This is a genomic window from Aeromonas sp. R1-2 (assembly GCF_040908505.1).
Taxonomy (GTDB): domain Bacteria; phylum Pseudomonadota; class Gammaproteobacteria; order Enterobacterales; family Aeromonadaceae; genus Aeromonas; species Aeromonas veronii.
Genome location: NZ_JBFODU010000010.1, coordinates 124,473 through 140,872 on the forward strand (window position 1 = coordinate 124,473; position 16,400 = coordinate 140,872).

Consider the following 16,400-nt stretch of genomic DNA (forward strand, 5'->3'; position numbering starts at 1 on the left):
ATCAGGCTCGCCTGGCAAGCCAGCAGTCCGACACATTTAGCACCCAACTTGACCCTGAGTGTAGGAAAAAACTTAATCAGTTGATATCGCAACAGAATCTTGAAGTGACGGAGTGCGGCATGGGTCACACCCCGGTTTGATCACAGGCCGGATGCGCAGCACTCCCTGCTGCGCATCGGTGGCATCTGACCAGCCTTACAGATAGTCGCGAACCAGCAGCTCGGCAATCTGTACACTGTTGGTTGCCGCGCCCTTACGAACGTTATCGGCCACGATCCACATATTGATACCACTTGGATGAGAAATATCCTGGCGCACCCGACCCACCAGCACCTCATCCTTGCCGGTTGCGTCACGCACCGGGGTCGGATAGTCCCCTTCGTCATCAAACAGGGTCACACCCGGCGCATTGCGCAGCAGGTCCTTGACCTGTTCGGCATCGAGCGGCTGGTGCAGTTCGACGTGTACCGCCTCGGCGTGGCCGTAGAAGACCGGCACCCGCACGCAGGTGGGGTTCACGGCAATGCTGGCATCGCCGAGGATCTTCTGGGTTTCCCATACCATCTTCATCTCTTCACGGGTGTAGCCGTTGTCGGTGAAGCTGTCGATCTGCGGGATCAGGTTAAAGGCGATCTGTTGCGGATAAAGGGTCGGTTCCACCGGACGGCCGTTGAGCAGATGAGCTGTCTGACCTGCCAGCTCGCTGACCCCCTCTTTGCCGGAGCCTGATACGGATTGATAGGTGGCCACGTTGATGCGGGCAATGCCCACTTCGTCGTGCAGCGGCTTCAAAGCCACCAGCATCTGGATGGTGGAACAATTGGGGTTGGCGATGATGTTGCGATTGCGAAAATCGGCCAGCGCATCCGGGTTCACTTCCGGGATCACCAGCGGGATATCTTCGTCGTAACGGAAGCAGGAGGTGTTGTCGATGACGATGCAGCCGTGTTCGGCAGCAATCGGCGCCCACTTGGCAGAGACCTCGGCACCGGCGGAGAAGAGTGCGATCTGTACCTGGCTCCAGTCAAACTCCTCCACATCGAGGATCTCGAGGTTCTTGCCGCCAAAGCGCACGGTATCACCGGCGCTGCGGCTGGAAGCCAGCGGATAGAGGGTCGCTACCGGAAATTCGCGCTCTTCCAGGATCTCGATCATCGCCTGACCCACGGCGCCGCTGGCACCCAATACTGCTACGTTAAACTGCTGGCTCATTCTGTTCTCCTCTGATAATGCTGCAATGGCGCCGGGTGGCGCCATGGTCGGCAGGCTCCCGCACGGCGAGATGACGCAGCCTGATATGGCTGAGCCGGCGCAGTAGCATCTGCGCCAGCTCAGTAAAAAAATGGGAGCGAGGTAGGCAGTACGGCTCACCCCTTCCGGTTATCTTCCAACTCCTAGTCCCCGATTCGGGGGCGTGACAGCGCAAATCCCAGCTCGCCCAGCGCTTGGTCGGCAAACGCCCCCTCAACCTGCAGGGAGGATAGTTCACGGCGCTCGGGGTAGTGTTTGCGCTGCTCGTCAAAGCTGCCGGGCAGACCGAGTCGGGCCCGGAAACGGGCATCATCGCGGCGCACGTCATAAACCAGATGCACCAGCTGCTTGATCAACGCCTGATCCGGTGCGCGGCCCGGCACCACCGCCTGCACATCGGGGGCTGGCAGGAGCTTACTCAAATCCTGACGAGGCTGGCGTCCCAGCTGCTGGCAGAGCGCCTGGTAGAGCATCCAGGTACCGCGGGCCTTCCCCTCCAGGCTGTAACCGGCTATATGGGGGGTGGCAATCTCGGTATGGGGCACCAGCGCAGCCAGTGGCTCGGGCTCGTTCTCCCACACATCCATCACCAGTCGCAAAGGCGTATCGCCCAACTGACGCGCCAGCAGGGCCCGGTTATCCCACACCTCGCCACGGGAAGCATTGATCAGGATCTGCCCGGCAGGGCGCGCGGCAATCTGTTCGGCATCGAGCAGATGGTAGGTGGCATCCACTCCTTCGCGTGTGATCGGCACGTGGAAGCTGACAATATCGGCGCCAAGGGCGGCCTGATAATCGACAAAACCCGCTGCGGGATTTTCCCGCGCCTTGGGCGGATCGCAGCGCAGCACCCGCATGCCGAGCGCTTGGGCCTTGGTCGCCACGCACTCGCCGGTATTGCCCGCGCCAATCACCGCCAACGTCATGGCCGAGAGGTCGAGTTCATAGCGCTCCGCCAGCACCAGCAGGGCGGAGAGCACATAATCCCCCACCGAATACTTGTTGCAACCGGGGGCGCTGAAGAAGGGAATATTGCGGCTTGCCAGCAACGCCTTGTCCACATGGTCGGTGCCTATGGTGGCGGTGCCGACAAACCCGAGTTTGGGGCTGGTCGCCAGCAAATTGCCGTTGACGCGGGTGACCGAACGCACCAGCAGCACATCGGCATCGAGCAGATCGCGGGCCTGCATCTGCCGTCCGGGCAAGGGGATCACCTCGCCAAATTCGGCAAACAGCTCCACGGCATGGGGCATATTCTCATCAACGACTATCTTCATCGGGCTCTCTTTGGTCACAACCGCCACGGGGGCGCCATTCTAGCGCAAAGCCGCCCGAGATTTCAGCCTGTGATGCAATCCGGCGCGAAACGGGCCCACATTGCGCGGCAGCCGCTCCATCCGCCCGCTCAAACAGAGGATGTCGCCACAAATGTGTAAGCAGAGGTAACAAACGTGCTGCTCGGCTTTGTCCGGGCATATCACGGTGGCACAATGCCCTCTTTTTCGCGATCGCCCATACCCACCATGCCGCCACACGCTCCGCCGCTCCCAATGTCAACCGCCTCACTCACCCGCAGTCAGGTGCTTGGCTTCACAGCCCTGTTAATCCTGCCCCTGTTACTACTCGCCACATTGCCCTGGCAGCCTTTTCTGACCGGTTCACTGCAATCAGGCTGGTTATGGTGGTCATACGCCCTCACCCGCATGGTCGATATTCCCGGGATCGGGGTCAGTGGCGCCCTCTTGCTGTTGCTGACCCGCTACAAACTCAAACTGGAGCTGGCTCCCTTCATTGCGCTGGGGTGTGCGCTTGCAGCCCTGCTCGCCAGCGACTGGGTGCTCAAGAGCCTGATCAAACACCTGACCGAAGAGCCCAGACCCTATCTGCTCTGGCTGGAGAGTCAGGCGCTGATCCCGGCCATCAAGCACTTCTACGCCAGTAGCATCGATGTGCGCAGTGAACAGGTTCACGCCGCCAGCCAGTTGCTGGCCCTGCCAGAGTGGCTCGGCCACCACTGGCAGGCCGAGGTGAACTACGCCTTCCCCTCCGGCCACAGTATCGCCGCCATCAGCCTGGCCCAGTTCTTTGGCCTTATCTGGCTGGCCCGCGCCCCCACGGGCGTCTGGCTGCTGCCGTTGTGGGCGCTAGGGGTTGGTCTGTCACGCATGGTAATGGGAATGCATTGGCCGGTGGATGTGCTGGCCAGCGCCCTGTTGGGCACGCTCACGGCGTTGGTTGCCGCCCGCTGGTGGCTGCACAGATATTGAATTGTGCGCCATCTTGGCGCGGCCGACTGCGTGGGATGGGAGGACAAGCCTGTGCTTTTTTGCCATAATGCCGCCTCATTTTATCCCGACCGAGATCCCATGACCGACGCAGTTCATACCCTCAAGGGCCGTTTCCGTGGTTTTTACCCCGTCGTCATCGATGTTGAAACAGCCGGGTTCAACGCCAAGACCGATGCCCTGCTCGAAATCGCGGCTTACACCCTGAAAATGGATGAGCAGGGCTGGCTCGTTCCCGATCAGGTATTCCACTTTCATGTCGAGCCTTTCGAAGGGGCCAACCTGGAAAAGGCTGCGCTGGAGTTCACCGGCATCGACCCCTACAACCCGTTGCGTGGCGCTGTCTCGGAAAAAGAGGCACTGACCGAGATCTTCAAGGGGATCCGCAAGGGGATGAAGGAGCAGGATTGCGGCCGCGCCATCATAGTGGCCCACAACGCCACCTTTGATCACGGCTTCGTGATGGCTGCCGCCGAGCGCGCTGGCCTCAAGCGCAATCCGTTCCACCCGTTTGCGACCTTCGACACCGCAGCCCTCTCCGGATTGGCGCTGGGGCAGACCGTGCTGGCCAAAGCGTGCCAGAGCGCCCGCATCCCGTTTGACAATAAAGAGGCGCACTCTGCCCTCTATGACACCGAACGCACCACAGAGCTGTTCTGTCATATCGTTAACCGCTGGAAGAGCATGGGGGGTTGGCCGCCAGCGCATCCGGATGATGACACAACCGATGCTCCTGCCGACGATGAGGGGCAAGAATAAACGGACGAAGGCTGCCACTGGCAGCCTTCGCTTTTTGGGGAAGTGATTGATTGCACGGCGCATCGGAAATCGCTATCAACGTCACTATCCACCGCTGCGCACGGGATGCACGGAGACAAACAGGTCACAAACCCTCATGTTGAGCAACCTTGTGCCACATGCTGCTGCGATATGAGGGGTTTGACTGATTTTTTTCTCGACATTTGTCACATTTTTCGCAAACTAACTCCCCTTCACATGACAGACAGCAATAACAAACTATAAGGAAATCAAATGAATCCAGTTGTTATCGCAGTCGGGCTGATGCTGGTGCTCAGTCTGCTGCGGATCAATGTGGTGGTCTCGCTGGCGCTGGGGGCCATTGCTGGCGGCCTGGTCGGTGGGCTGTCGTTGACCGATACCCTCACCACCTTCAGCGGTGGCCTGGGCGGTGGCGCCGAGATTGCTCTCTCCTACGCCATGCTGGGCGCCTTTGCGGTTGCCATCTCCCGCTCCGGGATCACCGACCTGCTGGCCCGCAAGGTGATCAGCCAGTTGGGCAAGGATGCCAGCTCGACCCGCATCATGTGGGTCAAAACCCTGCTGCTCTCTTCCGTGCTGGCCGTGGCGATCTCCTCCCAGAACCTGATCCCGGTTCACATCGCCTTTATTCCCATCCTGATCCCGCCGCTGCTGCATGTGATGGCGCAGATGCAGATCGACCGTCGTCAGGTGGCCTGTGTCATCACCTTTGGCCTGACAGCTACCTATATGGTGCTGCCGGTCGGCTTTGGTGGCATCTTCCTGAACAACATTCTGGCCAAGAACCTGATTGATAACGGCGTGCCCATCACCACCAGCCAGATCCCGCTGGCGATGGCCATTCCGGTCGCCGGTATGGTACTGGGCCTGCTGATTGCGGTATTCATCAGCTATCGCAAACCGCGCCAGTACGATCTGGCCAAGATCCTGGATGCCGAGCCCGAAGCGGTCGAGCTCAATCTCACCCACATCTGGGTGGCCCTGCTGGCCATTGGCGTAGCGCTGGGGCTGCAACTGATGACCAACAGCATCGTACTGGGTGCACTGGCCGGTTTTGTCATCTTCACCTGCGGCGGCGTCATCAAGTTTCGCGAAAGCCAGGATGCTTTCACCCAAGGGGTGCGGATGATGTCGCTGATCGGCTTCATCATGATCTCCGCCGCCGGTTTTGCCGCGGTGATGAAGGCAACCCACGGGGTCGACTCTCTGGTTCAGGTGGTCGCCTCCGGCATCGGTCAGCACAAGGGGATCGCCGCCTTCCTGATGCTGCTGGTGGGTCTGCTCATCACCATGGGGATCGGTTCTTCCTTCTCCACCGTGCCCATCATCGCCACCATCTATGTGCCGCTCTGTCTGCAGCTTGGCTTCTCACCAATGGCGATCATCGCACTGGTTGGTACCGCTGGCGCGCTGGGGGATGCGGGTTCACCAGCCTCCGACTCGACTCTGGGGCCCACCTCCGGCCTCAACGCAGATGGTCAGCACGACCATATCTGGGACAGCGTGGTGCCCACCTTTATTCACTACAACATCCCGCTGGTGATCTTCGGCTGGATTGCCGCCATGGTGCTCTGATAGCCCCTCGGGCTGCGAACTCTGCACGTCACAATGCACAACAAGAAGGCGACCAGATGGTCGCCTTCTTGTTGTATTCGACTAGATAAACAACAGCACGTTAGCTTGTGGTGACGGTGAAAAGGTACCGCTCGCTAACCCAGCGCAACCTCCTGCATGATGCTCCGATTGATAAAGTAGCGATGGCAGAACAGCAAAAAGTCCTGCAACGGCAAGGGCCTCGAGTAGAAATAGCCCTGAATTTCATCAACGCCGATGCTCAGCACCGCCTTCAGCTCATCGTTGTTCTCCACCCCTTCCGCCACCACCCGCACACCGAGTTGATGAGAGAGGCTGGTGATCGCCTCGACGAACAGGGCCTGACGGGTATCGTTGTCGATGGCAGTGATAAATGAGCGGTCAATCTTGAGCTTGTCGAAATAGAGTTCCCGCAAGTAGGAGAACGATGACCAGCCGGTACCGAAATCATCAAGGGCCACCCGCACTCCGATATGACGCAGGGTATCGATGATCTGCTTGCTCAGCTCGATATCATCCAGAGCAATCGTTTCGGTCAGCTCTACGATCAGCTGTTGCAGGCTTAGCGGCCCCTCCCTCATGTTCTCATCCAGCTGGGCTGCCAACCCTATAGTGAACATGGAACTCGAGAGGTTGACCGAGATCTCCAGCGGTTCAATCAAGTCGCTCGGGAAAATGGCGAGATCATGTTGCAAGCGCCGGAAGATCCATAACCCGAGCGCCTCCCCCAGCCCGTTATCTTCCGCCAGCGAGATGATATCGAGGGGCGGAATAAACCCGTACTCCGGGTGATTCCAGCGGATCAGTACCTCAGCCCCCAGTCGCACCCTACCTTGACCACGGACAATGGGCTGATAGTAGAGGCTCAACTGCAAATTGCTGTGGTGCTGGATCAGCTCGCGCAACTCGGTCGACAAACGGCGGTTGCGCAGATAGTGCTGATACATGCTGCTGGAGAAAACCACGTAACGATTCAGCCGCTTGCGCTTGGCACTGTCGAGGGCGATATCGGCAAACAGCAGCATCTCCTCCGGCGTGTGTACCGGTCGCACGTACTGGCTGACCCCCATAAAGACCCGCACCCGGTGGGCGGGATCAGTCGCCAAGGCAAGCCCGGCAAGTTCGTTACGCAGCTGCTCCAGAAATGGAAAGCGCAAATAGGTGGGCATAACGCCGGAAATAATAATGGCAAACTCATCGCTACCGGTTCGGGCGGCAAAGAGACCGTCAACCGATACCGCGCGGATCCGCTCGGCCAGTTGCGTCAGCAATGCATCCCCCACCTCGTAGCCCAGGCTGTCATTTACCTCCCTGAAATGGCCAAGATCCACCAGACAGACGGTCACGCTGCTGCGCCCCCCTTTATGTCCCGTCAGCTGCTTGAGGTGTTTGATCAAGGAGGCCCGGTTTGGCAAGCGGGTTAGCGCATCATTCCACGCAAGAAAGTGCTGGTGGCGCACTTCGCGAAACAGCATCAGCAGCATCACCACGGTCGCCAACATCAAGAAAGCCAGAATGAAGAAGTTCTGGATACGCGACGAGTTGAGTACCTCCCGCTGGGCAATAGCGGATGGACCGGTGAAATTTTTCACCATCACATCGCGGATGGCAGCCAGATCCCGAGCCAACTCCTCGGCGAAACGAGCAAGTTCTTTCGAATCTCGATCTCCACTGACCACGGCCTGCTCATACTTCTCGAACAGGGCCATGATCTTCCCTACCGCTTGTTCAGCACCAAAGCGAGCTCGGACCTGCTTTGCCTCTTCACCGTGCAGGAAGACATCGAGGCGGTTCCAGGCAATATCAAAACGCTTGTTCATCTCTTTCTGACTGGTCGAACCGGTGCGATAGAGAGAGAGCGCCTCATCAAAGCCACGGATTTCCAGCTCCAGCTGCGCCAACGCCCAGGCGGAGAGTTGGGTATAGCGGGTCACAGCATTAAAAGCACGGTCATAGTTCCAGACCGACCAGATGGCGACCCCCAAAAAGGCAGTCACCATCAGGATCAAGCTCAGAAACTTGCCGCGCAGCATCTTATTTGCTCTCAATCGCCGTCAGTTGCCACACCATCCGGCTGTGATAGAGCTCCTTGTTCAGCTCCGGGTGATCAGAGAGGGGATAGATGATCCAGAGCGGCCCCTTGTTGCGCAGGGTCAACACCTTGCCATCCTGCTTCTCGGCCAGCAGTACCGCATATTTATCTCCATCTTCCAGCGGCACAGCTGCCCAGTAGTCATTGATGGCGACCGCCTTGACCTCCCCACTCTTGAGACCATACATCTTGACCAGGTCTCGCAGCAGCACACCACGATAGGTGTGCACCCCCTCGGTCCAAGGGGTCTCGGTCTTGACCTCTGTCTGAGGCAAGGCCTCAAACTCGGCCCGGGTCAACACGACCTCCCCTTTACCATTACAACAGCCATTTCCCTTGATCTTGAGGAAAGGATCATCAGCCAACACCATGCCAGAAACGAGACAGCCGGATAACAGCAACATACTGCCAAGCCATCCACCCATGATAGACCTCCGTATCGTACTGTTTGTTTTATTGGTTTCACTCTGCTCACCCACATGACAACGGTAGAGTCACAATGCAAAACAATGTTGCTGCAACCAGCTCACCACAACAGGCAACCTGCATCAGGCTGTACCCGAATGCCACCAAAAGCATGGCATCCTGGCTCCGAATGTCACAACTGCATCGGAAAATATTCATGTCCCTTTGGCTCTCGACCTGGCTTATGGAACAGAAATATGACCCCTACACAGGCAAACTGACGGTACAGTCCCTATCGCAGATACAAAAAAAGGCCGCTCCATGAGCGGCCTTCTTCATAACGGGATCAGCAATCAGCTTTCGCGACGCTTGCCACCGAATTTGCGATCTTTGTTGAAGCCACCTTCACGGCGCTCCCCGCTCTTGTTGAACGGACGGTCACCCTGGGGACGGCGATCCTTGTTGAAAGGACGGTCGCCACGGAAAGGACGATCACCACGGGGCGGACGGCTGCTGGTGTTGCCACCGGCCGGCACTTCGGTGTAGCGGGTGATTTGCAGCGGACGCTGGCAAACACGGGCTTTCTTGATCACTTCCAGTACATCGGCGGTCATGCCTTTCGGCAGATCGACGGTGGAGAAGTCATCAGCGATGTCGATGTTGCCGATGAAGCGGCTCTCGATGTTCGCTTCGTTGGCGATGGCGCCTACGATCTGGCCCGGCTTGACACCGTGATGGGCACCCACGTCTACGCGATAGCGCTCCATCTCCACATCCGGGTTATCTTTCAGCGGACGGGGCTCCAGGGACGGCATGCGACGGGCAGGACGATCGCCACGGTCACCGAAGTCACGACCGCCACGGTCGTTGAAGTCACGGCGCTCGAAGCCACCACGATCGTTGCCAGCATTCAGCAGCGGATCCGGAATGGAGTCATCCAGCAGCAGCGGTTGGTCACCCTGTACCAGCTTGGCCAGTGCAGCAGCCAGCTCCAGCGGATCGGCAGAATCCTCTTCGATCAGCTCGTTGACCAGGTTGTGGTAGATCTCGAGCTCTTCACCCATCATGGTTTCGCGGATGCGCTCTTTGAACTTGGCCAGACGATGCTGGTTGATGTCCTCGGTACTCGGCATCTTCATCGGCTCGATGGCCTGGCGAGTTGCGTGCTCGATGGCGCGCAGCATACGACGCTCGCGGGGAGCGACGAACAGGATGGCTTCGCCTTTACGACCGGCACGACCGGTACGACCGATACGGTGAACGTAAGATTCGGTGTCGTACGGAATGTCGTAGTTCACTACGTGAGTGATGCGCTCAACGTCCAGACCACGGGCGACAACGTCGGTGGCGATCAGGATATCCAGCTGGCCTTGACGCAGTTTGTCAACGGTACGCTCACGCAGTTTCTGCGGGATGTCGCCATGCAGCGCTTCACAGGCGTGACCACGGGCGGCCAGCTTGCCAGCCAGCTCTTCGGCAGCGTTCTTGGTACGCACGAACACCAGCAAGGCTTCGTAGGATTCCACTTCCAGCAGACGGGTCATGGCGTCCAGCTTGTGCAGACCGGTCACTTGCCAGTAGCGCTGGCGAATAGTGGTCGCGGTAGCAGTCTTGGAGGCGATCTTGATCTCTTTGGGCTGCTTCAGGTGCTTCTGGGCCACGCGACGGATCTGCTCCGGCATGGTGGCAGAAAACAGGGCAACCTGACGAGTGCTCGGGCACTGCTCCATGATCCAGTCAACGTCGTCGATGAAGCCCATACGCAGCATTTCATCAGCTTCGTCCAGTACCAGAGCTTTCAGGCCGGAGAGTTCCAGGTTCTTGCGACGGATCAGATCCATCACGCGGCCCGGAGTACCGACGACAACCTGAGCACCGCGACGCAGGGCACGGGTCTGGGTTTCGTAGGAGGCACCGCCGTAGATGGGCAGTACGTGAAAATCAGGCATGTGGTGGGCGTAGCGTTGGCACGCTTCAGCCACTTGCAGCGCCAGTTCGCGGGTAGGCGCCAGCACCAGGATCTGGGTGTTGCGGTTACCAGCTTCCAGACGAGACAACAGAGGCAAGGCAAAAGCAGCGGTCTTCCCTGTACCGGTTTGCGCCTGCCCCAGCAGATCGTGTCCCGCCATCAGGTGGGGAATTGCTGCGGCCTGGATCGGTGACGGGCGCTCATAGCCCACGTCCTGCAGCGCTTTCAATACAGGCGCGGCCAGTCCAAGCTCACTAAAAAGGGGCAGTTGTTCGGTATCAGACATAGATTCTTCCAGATTAAGGCAGGCGGCTAACACCGCGGAATAGCAAAAAGGCGGCGATTATAGCGCCACTTTGTTCTGCTGTCTTGAAAAATGTGATAAGCCTCTCAAGACGTTGGCAATTATAGAGGGATCTGACGAGTATGGCTTGCTTATTTTGCACTCATAGTGCGTTATTGCAGATCACTCCTCGCTGGAGTCCTTGCCCCGCTTGTGTTTGAGCACCGCCATGGTCAGTCGGCTGGTGCACAATAAACGCTCACGTTCGTCCCGAATTTCAATCTGCCACACTTGGGTTGTTGCTCCCAGATGGAGCGGTGCGCAACGCCCGGTCACCACCCCTTCCCGTTTGGCCCGCAGATGGTTGGCATTCACCTCCAACCCCACACAGTAGCTATCTGGCCCGACCGCCATATTGGCCGCAAGCGACCCAAGCGTCTCCGCCAGCACAACAGAGGCACCACCGTGCAGCATGCCAAGGGGCTGGTGGGTGCGGTGATCCACCGGCATGGTCGCTTCCAACCAGTCGGGGCCAAAAGCGGTGTAGACGATATCGAGATGGGCCATCAGGGTGTTGCGAGAGGTGGCGTTGAGCCCCTCCAGACTCATGGGTTTACGCCATATAGGCGCAATATCGTGACTCATTGCGAGCAGACTCCTTATGTAGCGATGAATGCGTACCGATATGAGTGAAACGACCTCCATCGGCAACATGGTTCGGTTATATGAGTTGTTGGTTACCAGGTGACGTGGTAACAACGCAGCCCCGACTCGGCGCTGCGTGTTACACAATCATGCCATTAAGCGGGATGTTACCAGGGGTAGGTAACGCCGGGCCACTCGGCCCACGGCACATCTCGCCCCGGCAAGCGGGGGGCTGGCCACTGCCACACCCTGGCGAGCCACTCGCGCAGCTGAATCTCCAGCTCTTCATCCGTGATGGGCGCCTCGGCCACCTTCCAGAAGAAAAGCTCCACCGCTACCTCTGGCAACACCGAGGGGTAGAGATAAACCCCGCCCCAAAATTGCGGCTCCCGATCCGGGCTCCAGAGGCCATAGGCAAAGGAGCGCTTGGCCAGAAACTCCGACTGCTGCCACTCCAGATCTCCTTCGTGCTGGCTCAGGCTGAAGTTGGCGGAGGGCCAGAGATCGTGCGGGCGAAACAGCTGATGGAGCTGCTCGCGCTCGCGCAACATGGCGACAAACTCCACCACCGCCTGAGCGGGAGTGGTGGGTAACAGCAAGAAACGTGGGTGCCGATAGGCCTTCGGCACCCGAAACCGCTTGGGAAACGTCAGCATCAGAGCAGCTCCAGCAGGGCTTGCAATGGATGTTTGAGCTTTTCCCCCTCCATCCGCTTGACCTGACTGCGACACGAATAGCCGGTCGCCAGACAGCGCGCTCTGGGCAGGCGGGCGAGCGGGTCGGCCCAGCTCAACCCATAAATCCCCTTGGAGTTCTCCACCTGTTTGACGTCGTGACCATAGGTGCCCGCCATACCGCAGCAACCCACAGAGACTGGCTGCAAGCTGGCCCCGAAGCGGCCAAACAGGGTGCTCCAGTCGCCGTGAGTGGAGGGCTTGGCGGTCTTCTCGGTGCAGTGGGCAAAGAGATACCAGGGCTCGCCCCCCTCCTCGCTCTTGGTCTTGTCAGTGCGAGCAGGCAGTTGATCTGCTGGCAGCGAGAGCAGCCACTCCTGCGGCAACAACACCTGAAAATCACCGCGGGCCGACCCCAGCGCCTTGGCATACTCGTCGCGATAGCAGAGCACCATGGCCGGATCCACCCCCACCATGGGAATGCCAAGCGCCGCCACCTTGTTGAGGAACTGGGCGCTGTTGGCCGCTGTACGGGCAAAGGCGCGCAGGAACCCCTTGATATGCTGGGGTTTACCGTTGGGTTTAAAGGGCAGCAAGTAGGGCTGGAAGCCGAGCTTGCTGGCGAGTTTCACCAGGTCGCGCACCACAGGGGCGTCGTAATAACTGGTGAAGGGATCCTGCACGATGAGCACCACCTGCTTGCGCTGCTCGACGCTCATGCGCTCCAACCCCGGCAGATCAAAATAGCGGGCACGGTTATCGTGCAGGCTCTCGGCAAGGGTCGGCACCGAGAGCAGCGGCACATCGACCATGCCGATGCTCTTCTCGGTCGCCTTCTGGGCCCACTCTTTTTCGAGGAAAAAGTTGACCAGCTTCGGCGCCTTGGCAAGCAACGGCGTATAGCTTTCGACGGTGCCGACGAAGTAATCCTTGGGGGCGCGCAGGTAGCGACCGTGATAGAGCTGCATAAAGCGGGCGCGAAAATCGGGTACATCCACCTTGATCGGGCACTGACTGGTGCACGCCTTGCAGGCCAGACAGCCCGCCATCGCCTCCATCACCTCATGGGAGAAATCATACTCGCCGCGCTGTTTAGCCCAGCTGTTGCGCACCTTGTCCACCAGCTGTTTGAAGCGCACACCACCGGATTGCAGTGCAACCTCTTCCGCCAACGGATCGAAGCCCTGTTCCGCCAGCTGACGCAACCATTCACGCATCAGGCCCGCCCGCCCCTTGGGGGAGTGGCGGCGATCGCGGCTGACCTTGACCGAGGGGCACATGGGGGAGTCGGTCTCGAAGGTGAAGCAGAGACCGTTGCCGTTGCAATCCATGGCGCGGGTGTAGCTGGTGCGCACCGCGAGCGGGATCTGGCGGTCAAACTTGCCGCGCTTGGGCCCATCCACCGACACCAGCTCGGCATCGCTGCCATAGGGGATACAGATCTTGCCCGGGTTGATACGGTTGGCCGGGTCGAACGCCCCCTTGACGCGCTGCAGCTCCTCCCACAACTCGCCAAAGAAGGCGGGGCTGTATTCGGAGCGAAAGCCCTTGCCATGTTCCCCCCACATCAAGCCGCCATATTTGGCAGTGAGCGCTACCACCTGATCGGAGATGCGGCGCAGCAGCACCTCCTGCTCGGGATCGCACAAATCTAGCGCCGGGCGCACGTGCAGCACACCGGCATCGACGTGGCCGAACATGCCGTAGTCGAGGCCGTGGGCATCCAGCAGGGCGCGAAACTCCATGATGAAATCGGCCAATGACTCGGGCGGCACCGCGGTATCTTCGGTGAAGGCCACCGGCTTCTTGCGTCCTTCGGCGTTGCCCAGCAGCCCCACCGACTTCTTGCGCATGGTGTAGATGGTCTCGATGCTCGGCAAGTGGTCACACACCTGATAGCCGATGATCCCTGCCTCGCCCTTGGCCAGCAGCGCGTCGATACGACGGCAGAGCTCCGCCACCTTGGCCCTGTGTTCTGCCTCGTCGGTGTCGGCAAACTCGACGATGTTGAGCCCCTGCAGATCCTTGCCGGGCACATCCTGAATAAGCTCTTTCACCGAATGCCAGATGATGTCGGCGCGGGCCAACCCGAGCACCCGGGAATCCACCGTCTCCACCGACAGCGCTTGGGCTTCAACCATAAAGGGGGCGTTGCGCAGGGCGGAGGGGAAACTGTCGTACTTGACGTTGACCAAGGTGCGGTAGCGCGGGATTGGCGTGATATTGAGTTTGGCTTCGGTGATAAAGCCGAGAGACCCTTCAGATCCGCACAGCACCCGGCTCACATCCAGCGTGTCGGTATCGGGTTGATAGAGGTGCTTGAGATCGTAGCCGGTCAGAAAGCGGTTGAGCTTGGGGAAGGTCGCCTCGATGTCGGCGCGGCGCTCCTTGCCGATACGATAGAGGGTGCGATAGATCTCCCCTTCCCGATTCTCCAGCGCCAGCTTGTCGGTCAGTCGCTCACCGGTCAGCGGCTCGGTGGCCATGATGTCGCCATTCTCCAGCACCGCTTTGAGCCCCAGCACGTGATCCGAGGTTTTGCCGTAAACCAGAGACCCCTGCCCCGAGGCGTCGGTGTTGATCATGCCGCCTAAGGTGGCGCGGTTGGAGGTGGAGAGATCCGGCGAGAAGAAGTAGCCATGGGGCTTGAGATAGGCGTTGAGCTGGTCTTTCACCACCCCGGCCTGGGCGCGCACCCACCCCTCATCCAGATTAATTTCCATGATCTGGTTCATATAACGGGAGAGATCGACGATAATGCCGCCGCCCAATGACTGGCCATTGGTGCCGGTACCGCCACCACGAGGGAAAAAACTCAGGGAGGCGAACGCCGGCTCTGCGGCCAGCTTGAGCATTGCTGCTATGTCGTCCGCACTGCGCGGATAGAGAACCGCCTGAGGTACTACCTGATAGACGCTGTTATCCGTCGCCATCGCCAACCGGCTTGCATAAGACTTTTCGATATCACCACGAAATGCGCTGCGCTCTAGCAACTCAAGAAACTGCAGGGTTGTGGGTGACAAACTGTCCTGGTAATCGAGTCTCGGGATCATGAATCCTTGTTCCCATCCTTTGCTTGATGCCGGCACGCCGGCGACAACGACTGGCCAGCCGCCTGTCAATGGCAATCAGGCCAGTCCGCTCACATGTGAGCGGGCAGTATATCAGCTAGAAAACCGCTTGCGCTTGGCAATATTCACCATTTGAAAGGAGGACTTTTATGGCTCACCACAGCCATGTTATCAGTACGCTGGTCACCACCGAAAAACAGGCGCTTACCCTGTCGCTGTTCGGTTGTATCACCTTTGCCATCTTCGGCATCGGCTACGGCCTCTTCGTCGGTTCCAACGCCATCATGCTCGATGGTATCTTCACCCTGTTCAGCATGGGTATGACGGGCCTCGGTCTTGTTACCGCCTATCTCGTTACCCGCCCTTCCGATGCGCGCTTCCAGTACGGCTATGCCCACTTCGAGCCCATCACCAACGTCATCAATGGCGCCATTATCTTGCTGCTCTGCCTTGGCGCTCTCTATAGCGGCATCACCACCCTGCTGGAGGGCGGACGGGAGATCGATCTTGGCCACGCCCTCATCTATGCCGCCGTCTCCACCTTCTTCTGCGCCATCATCTATCGCATCGAAGCCCAGGTTGCCGAACAGGTAGACTCCGAGCTGGTGCGGGTCGACTCCAAGGAGTGGCTGGTGGATACCCTGCTCAGCGCCACCCTGCTTATCGGTTTCGTGGTCGCCATTGGCCTCGATGCCATCGGCTACGGCCAATACAACCGCTACATAGACCCGGTGCTGGTCTCGCTGCTGGCCCTCTGTGCCACCCTCATTCCCATCAAGGTGCTCGGCCGCAACCTGCGGGAAGTGCTGAAGATCGCCCCCAAGGGAGATGTGCCACGGCAAGTCGAGCAGGAGATCGAGGCGCTGCGCCAGCGCCACGGCATCGAGTGCTACAGCCATCTGGCCAAAAGCGGTCGTCGCTTCGATCTGGAATTGAACATTCTGGTGGCGCCGGGTCAGGAGTGGCCTGTCGAACGTCAGGATGCCCTGCGTCAGGAGCTCTGGTCTCGCCTTGGCGACACCCTGGGGGATGCCTGGCTCTCGGTCTGTTTCACCCGCGAAAAGCGCTGGTTGTAACGACCGCACGGGGGAGCGCGGCACCGCCGCCTCCCCTGTCGCATCACAACCCCATCACGCCTCGCTGACACTGCGCTTGCCAAATTGGCGCCAGCCGCTATCATCAGGGCTCATTTTTCACCCGAGGTTTTATTGCCCATCATGGACAATCCCCGAAGTTGCCCTTCGTCTCTCTCTGTCAAAGCCTATCTTTTTCTGCTTAATCAGCGCCTCTGAATAACACCTTTGCCTTGCTGTTACTGCGGCCATCGTGCGCCGTGATCACTGTTTGCTCTG

12 protein-coding genes are annotated in these 16,400 nt (G+C 59.2%); 4 read left to right on the forward strand and 8 right to left on the reverse strand.

Annotated features, from left to right (window positions below):
- Positions 1-195 precede the first annotated feature (195 nt).
- Complete coding sequence (locus AB5Y76_RS02800; RefSeq protein ID WP_005344937.1) at positions 196-1,212, reverse strand: aspartate-semialdehyde dehydrogenase; 1,017 nt, start codon at positions 1,210-1,212, stop codon at positions 196-198.
- 182 nt (positions 1,213-1,394) lie between these two features.
- A complete protein-coding gene (locus tag AB5Y76_RS02805) occupies positions 1,395-2,528 on the reverse strand; it encodes a 4-phosphoerythronate dehydrogenase (RefSeq protein ID WP_263717356.1) in 1,134 nt (377 codons plus the stop codon).
- Between the two features lie 246 nt (positions 2,529-2,774).
- Here AB5Y76_RS02805 and AB5Y76_RS02810 point away from each other — a divergent pair, with 246 nt between their 5' ends.
- From AB5Y76_RS02810 to AB5Y76_RS02820, 3 genes are all read left to right on the forward strand, one after another.
- Positions 2,775-3,518, forward strand: coding sequence for a phosphatase PAP2 family protein (locus tag AB5Y76_RS02810; RefSeq protein WP_263717357.1), 744 nt, complete (start codon positions 2,775-2,777; stop codon positions 3,516-3,518).
- A 99-nt stretch (positions 3,519-3,617) separates the two neighbouring features.
- Positions 3,618-4,295 carry a ribonuclease T gene (rnt, locus tag AB5Y76_RS02815; RefSeq protein ID WP_005333780.1) on the forward strand — a complete coding sequence of 226 codons (678 nt, stop codon included), beginning with the start codon at positions 3,618-3,620 and terminating at the stop codon, positions 4,293-4,295.
- Positions 4,296-4,568: 273 nt separating this feature from the next.
- Entirely contained in the window at positions 4,569-5,891 is a 1,323-nt protein-coding gene (locus AB5Y76_RS02820) for a Na+/H+ antiporter family protein (RefSeq protein ID WP_005344933.1), read from the forward strand.
- 134 nt (positions 5,892-6,025) lie between these two features.
- Here the strand turns inward: AB5Y76_RS02820 and AB5Y76_RS02825 are convergent, their stop codons facing one another.
- From AB5Y76_RS02825 to AB5Y76_RS02850, 6 genes are all read right to left on the reverse strand, one after another.
- The gene (locus AB5Y76_RS02825; RefSeq protein WP_064338214.1) at positions 6,026-7,942 is read right to left on the reverse strand and encodes a bifunctional diguanylate cyclase/phosphodiesterase; all 1,917 of its coding nucleotides are present in this window, start codon (positions 7,940-7,942) and stop codon (positions 6,026-6,028) included.
- Between the two features lies 1 nt (position 7,943).
- Positions 7,944-8,426, reverse strand: coding sequence for a molybdopterin-binding oxidoreductase (locus AB5Y76_RS02830; RefSeq protein ID WP_263717358.1), 483 nt, complete (start codon positions 8,424-8,426; stop codon positions 7,944-7,946).
- Positions 8,427-8,759: 333 nt separating this feature from the next.
- A complete protein-coding gene (locus tag AB5Y76_RS02835) occupies positions 8,760-10,661 on the reverse strand; it encodes a DEAD/DEAH box helicase (RefSeq protein ID WP_263717359.1) in 1,902 nt (633 codons plus the stop codon).
- Between the two features lie 180 nt (positions 10,662-10,841).
- Complete coding sequence (locus AB5Y76_RS02840) at positions 10,842-11,303, reverse strand: hotdog fold thioesterase (protein ID WP_005337262.1); 462 nt, start codon at positions 11,301-11,303, stop codon at positions 10,842-10,844.
- A gap of 167 nt (positions 11,304-11,470) precedes the next feature.
- Positions 11,471-11,959, reverse strand: coding sequence for a hypothetical protein (locus AB5Y76_RS02845; RefSeq protein ID WP_206899826.1), 489 nt, complete (start codon positions 11,957-11,959; stop codon positions 11,471-11,473).
- Positions 11,959-15,030 (reverse strand): FAD-binding and (Fe-S)-binding domain-containing protein, encoded by a 3,072-nt coding sequence (locus AB5Y76_RS02850; RefSeq protein WP_263717360.1) that lies wholly within the window; start codon positions 15,028-15,030, stop codon positions 11,959-11,961. The genes AB5Y76_RS02845 and AB5Y76_RS02850 overlap by 1 nt, the downstream gene beginning before the upstream one ends.
- A 167-nt stretch (positions 15,031-15,197) precedes the next feature.
- Between AB5Y76_RS02850 and AB5Y76_RS02855 the strand changes: the two genes are divergently transcribed.
- Positions 15,198-16,124, forward strand: coding sequence for a cation diffusion facilitator family transporter (locus AB5Y76_RS02855; protein WP_236396842.1), 927 nt, complete (start codon positions 15,198-15,200; stop codon positions 16,122-16,124).
- The last annotated feature ends 276 nt before the right edge of the window (positions 16,125-16,400 follow it).

Bases quoted from the DNA above. Each gene is read 5' to 3' on its own strand.
- AB5Y76_RS02845 (WP_206899826.1), bottom strand. From the start codon at position 11,959: ATGCTGACGTTTCCCAAGCGGTTTCGGGTGCCGAAGGCCTATCGGCAC.
- AB5Y76_RS02805 (WP_263717356.1), bottom strand. From the start codon at position 2,528: ATGAAGATAGTCGTTGATGAGAATATGCCCCATGCCGTGGAGCTGTTT.
- rnt (WP_005333780.1), top strand. From the start codon at position 3,618: ATGACCGACGCAGTTCATACCCTCAAGGGCCGTTTCCGTGGTTTTTAC.
- AB5Y76_RS02850 (WP_263717360.1), bottom strand. From the start codon at position 15,030: ATGATCCCGAGACTCGATTACCAGGACAGTTTGTCACCCACAACCCTG.
- AB5Y76_RS02820 (WP_005344933.1), top strand. From the start codon at position 4,569: ATGAATCCAGTTGTTATCGCAGTCGGGCTGATGCTGGTGCTCAGTCTG.
- AB5Y76_RS02810 (WP_263717357.1), top strand. From the start codon at position 2,775: ATGCCGCCACACGCTCCGCCGCTCCCAATGTCAACCGCCTCACTCACC.
- AB5Y76_RS02800 (WP_005344937.1), bottom strand. From the start codon at position 1,212: ATGAGCCAGCAGTTTAACGTAGCAGTATTGGGTGCCAGCGGCGCCGTG.
- AB5Y76_RS02830 (WP_263717358.1), bottom strand. From the start codon at position 8,426: ATGGGTGGATGGCTTGGCAGTATGTTGCTGTTATCCGGCTGTCTCGTT.
- AB5Y76_RS02855 (WP_236396842.1), top strand. From the start codon at position 15,198: ATGGCTCACCACAGCCATGTTATCAGTACGCTGGTCACCACCGAAAAA.
- AB5Y76_RS02840 (WP_005337262.1), bottom strand. From the start codon at position 11,303: ATGAGTCACGATATTGCGCCTATATGGCGTAAACCCATGAGTCTGGAG.
- AB5Y76_RS02825 (WP_064338214.1), bottom strand. From the start codon at position 7,942: ATGCTGCGCGGCAAGTTTCTGAGCTTGATCCTGATGGTGACTGCCTTT.
- AB5Y76_RS02835 (WP_263717359.1), bottom strand. From the start codon at position 10,661: ATGTCTGATACCGAACAACTGCCCCTTTTTAGTGAGCTTGGACTGGCC.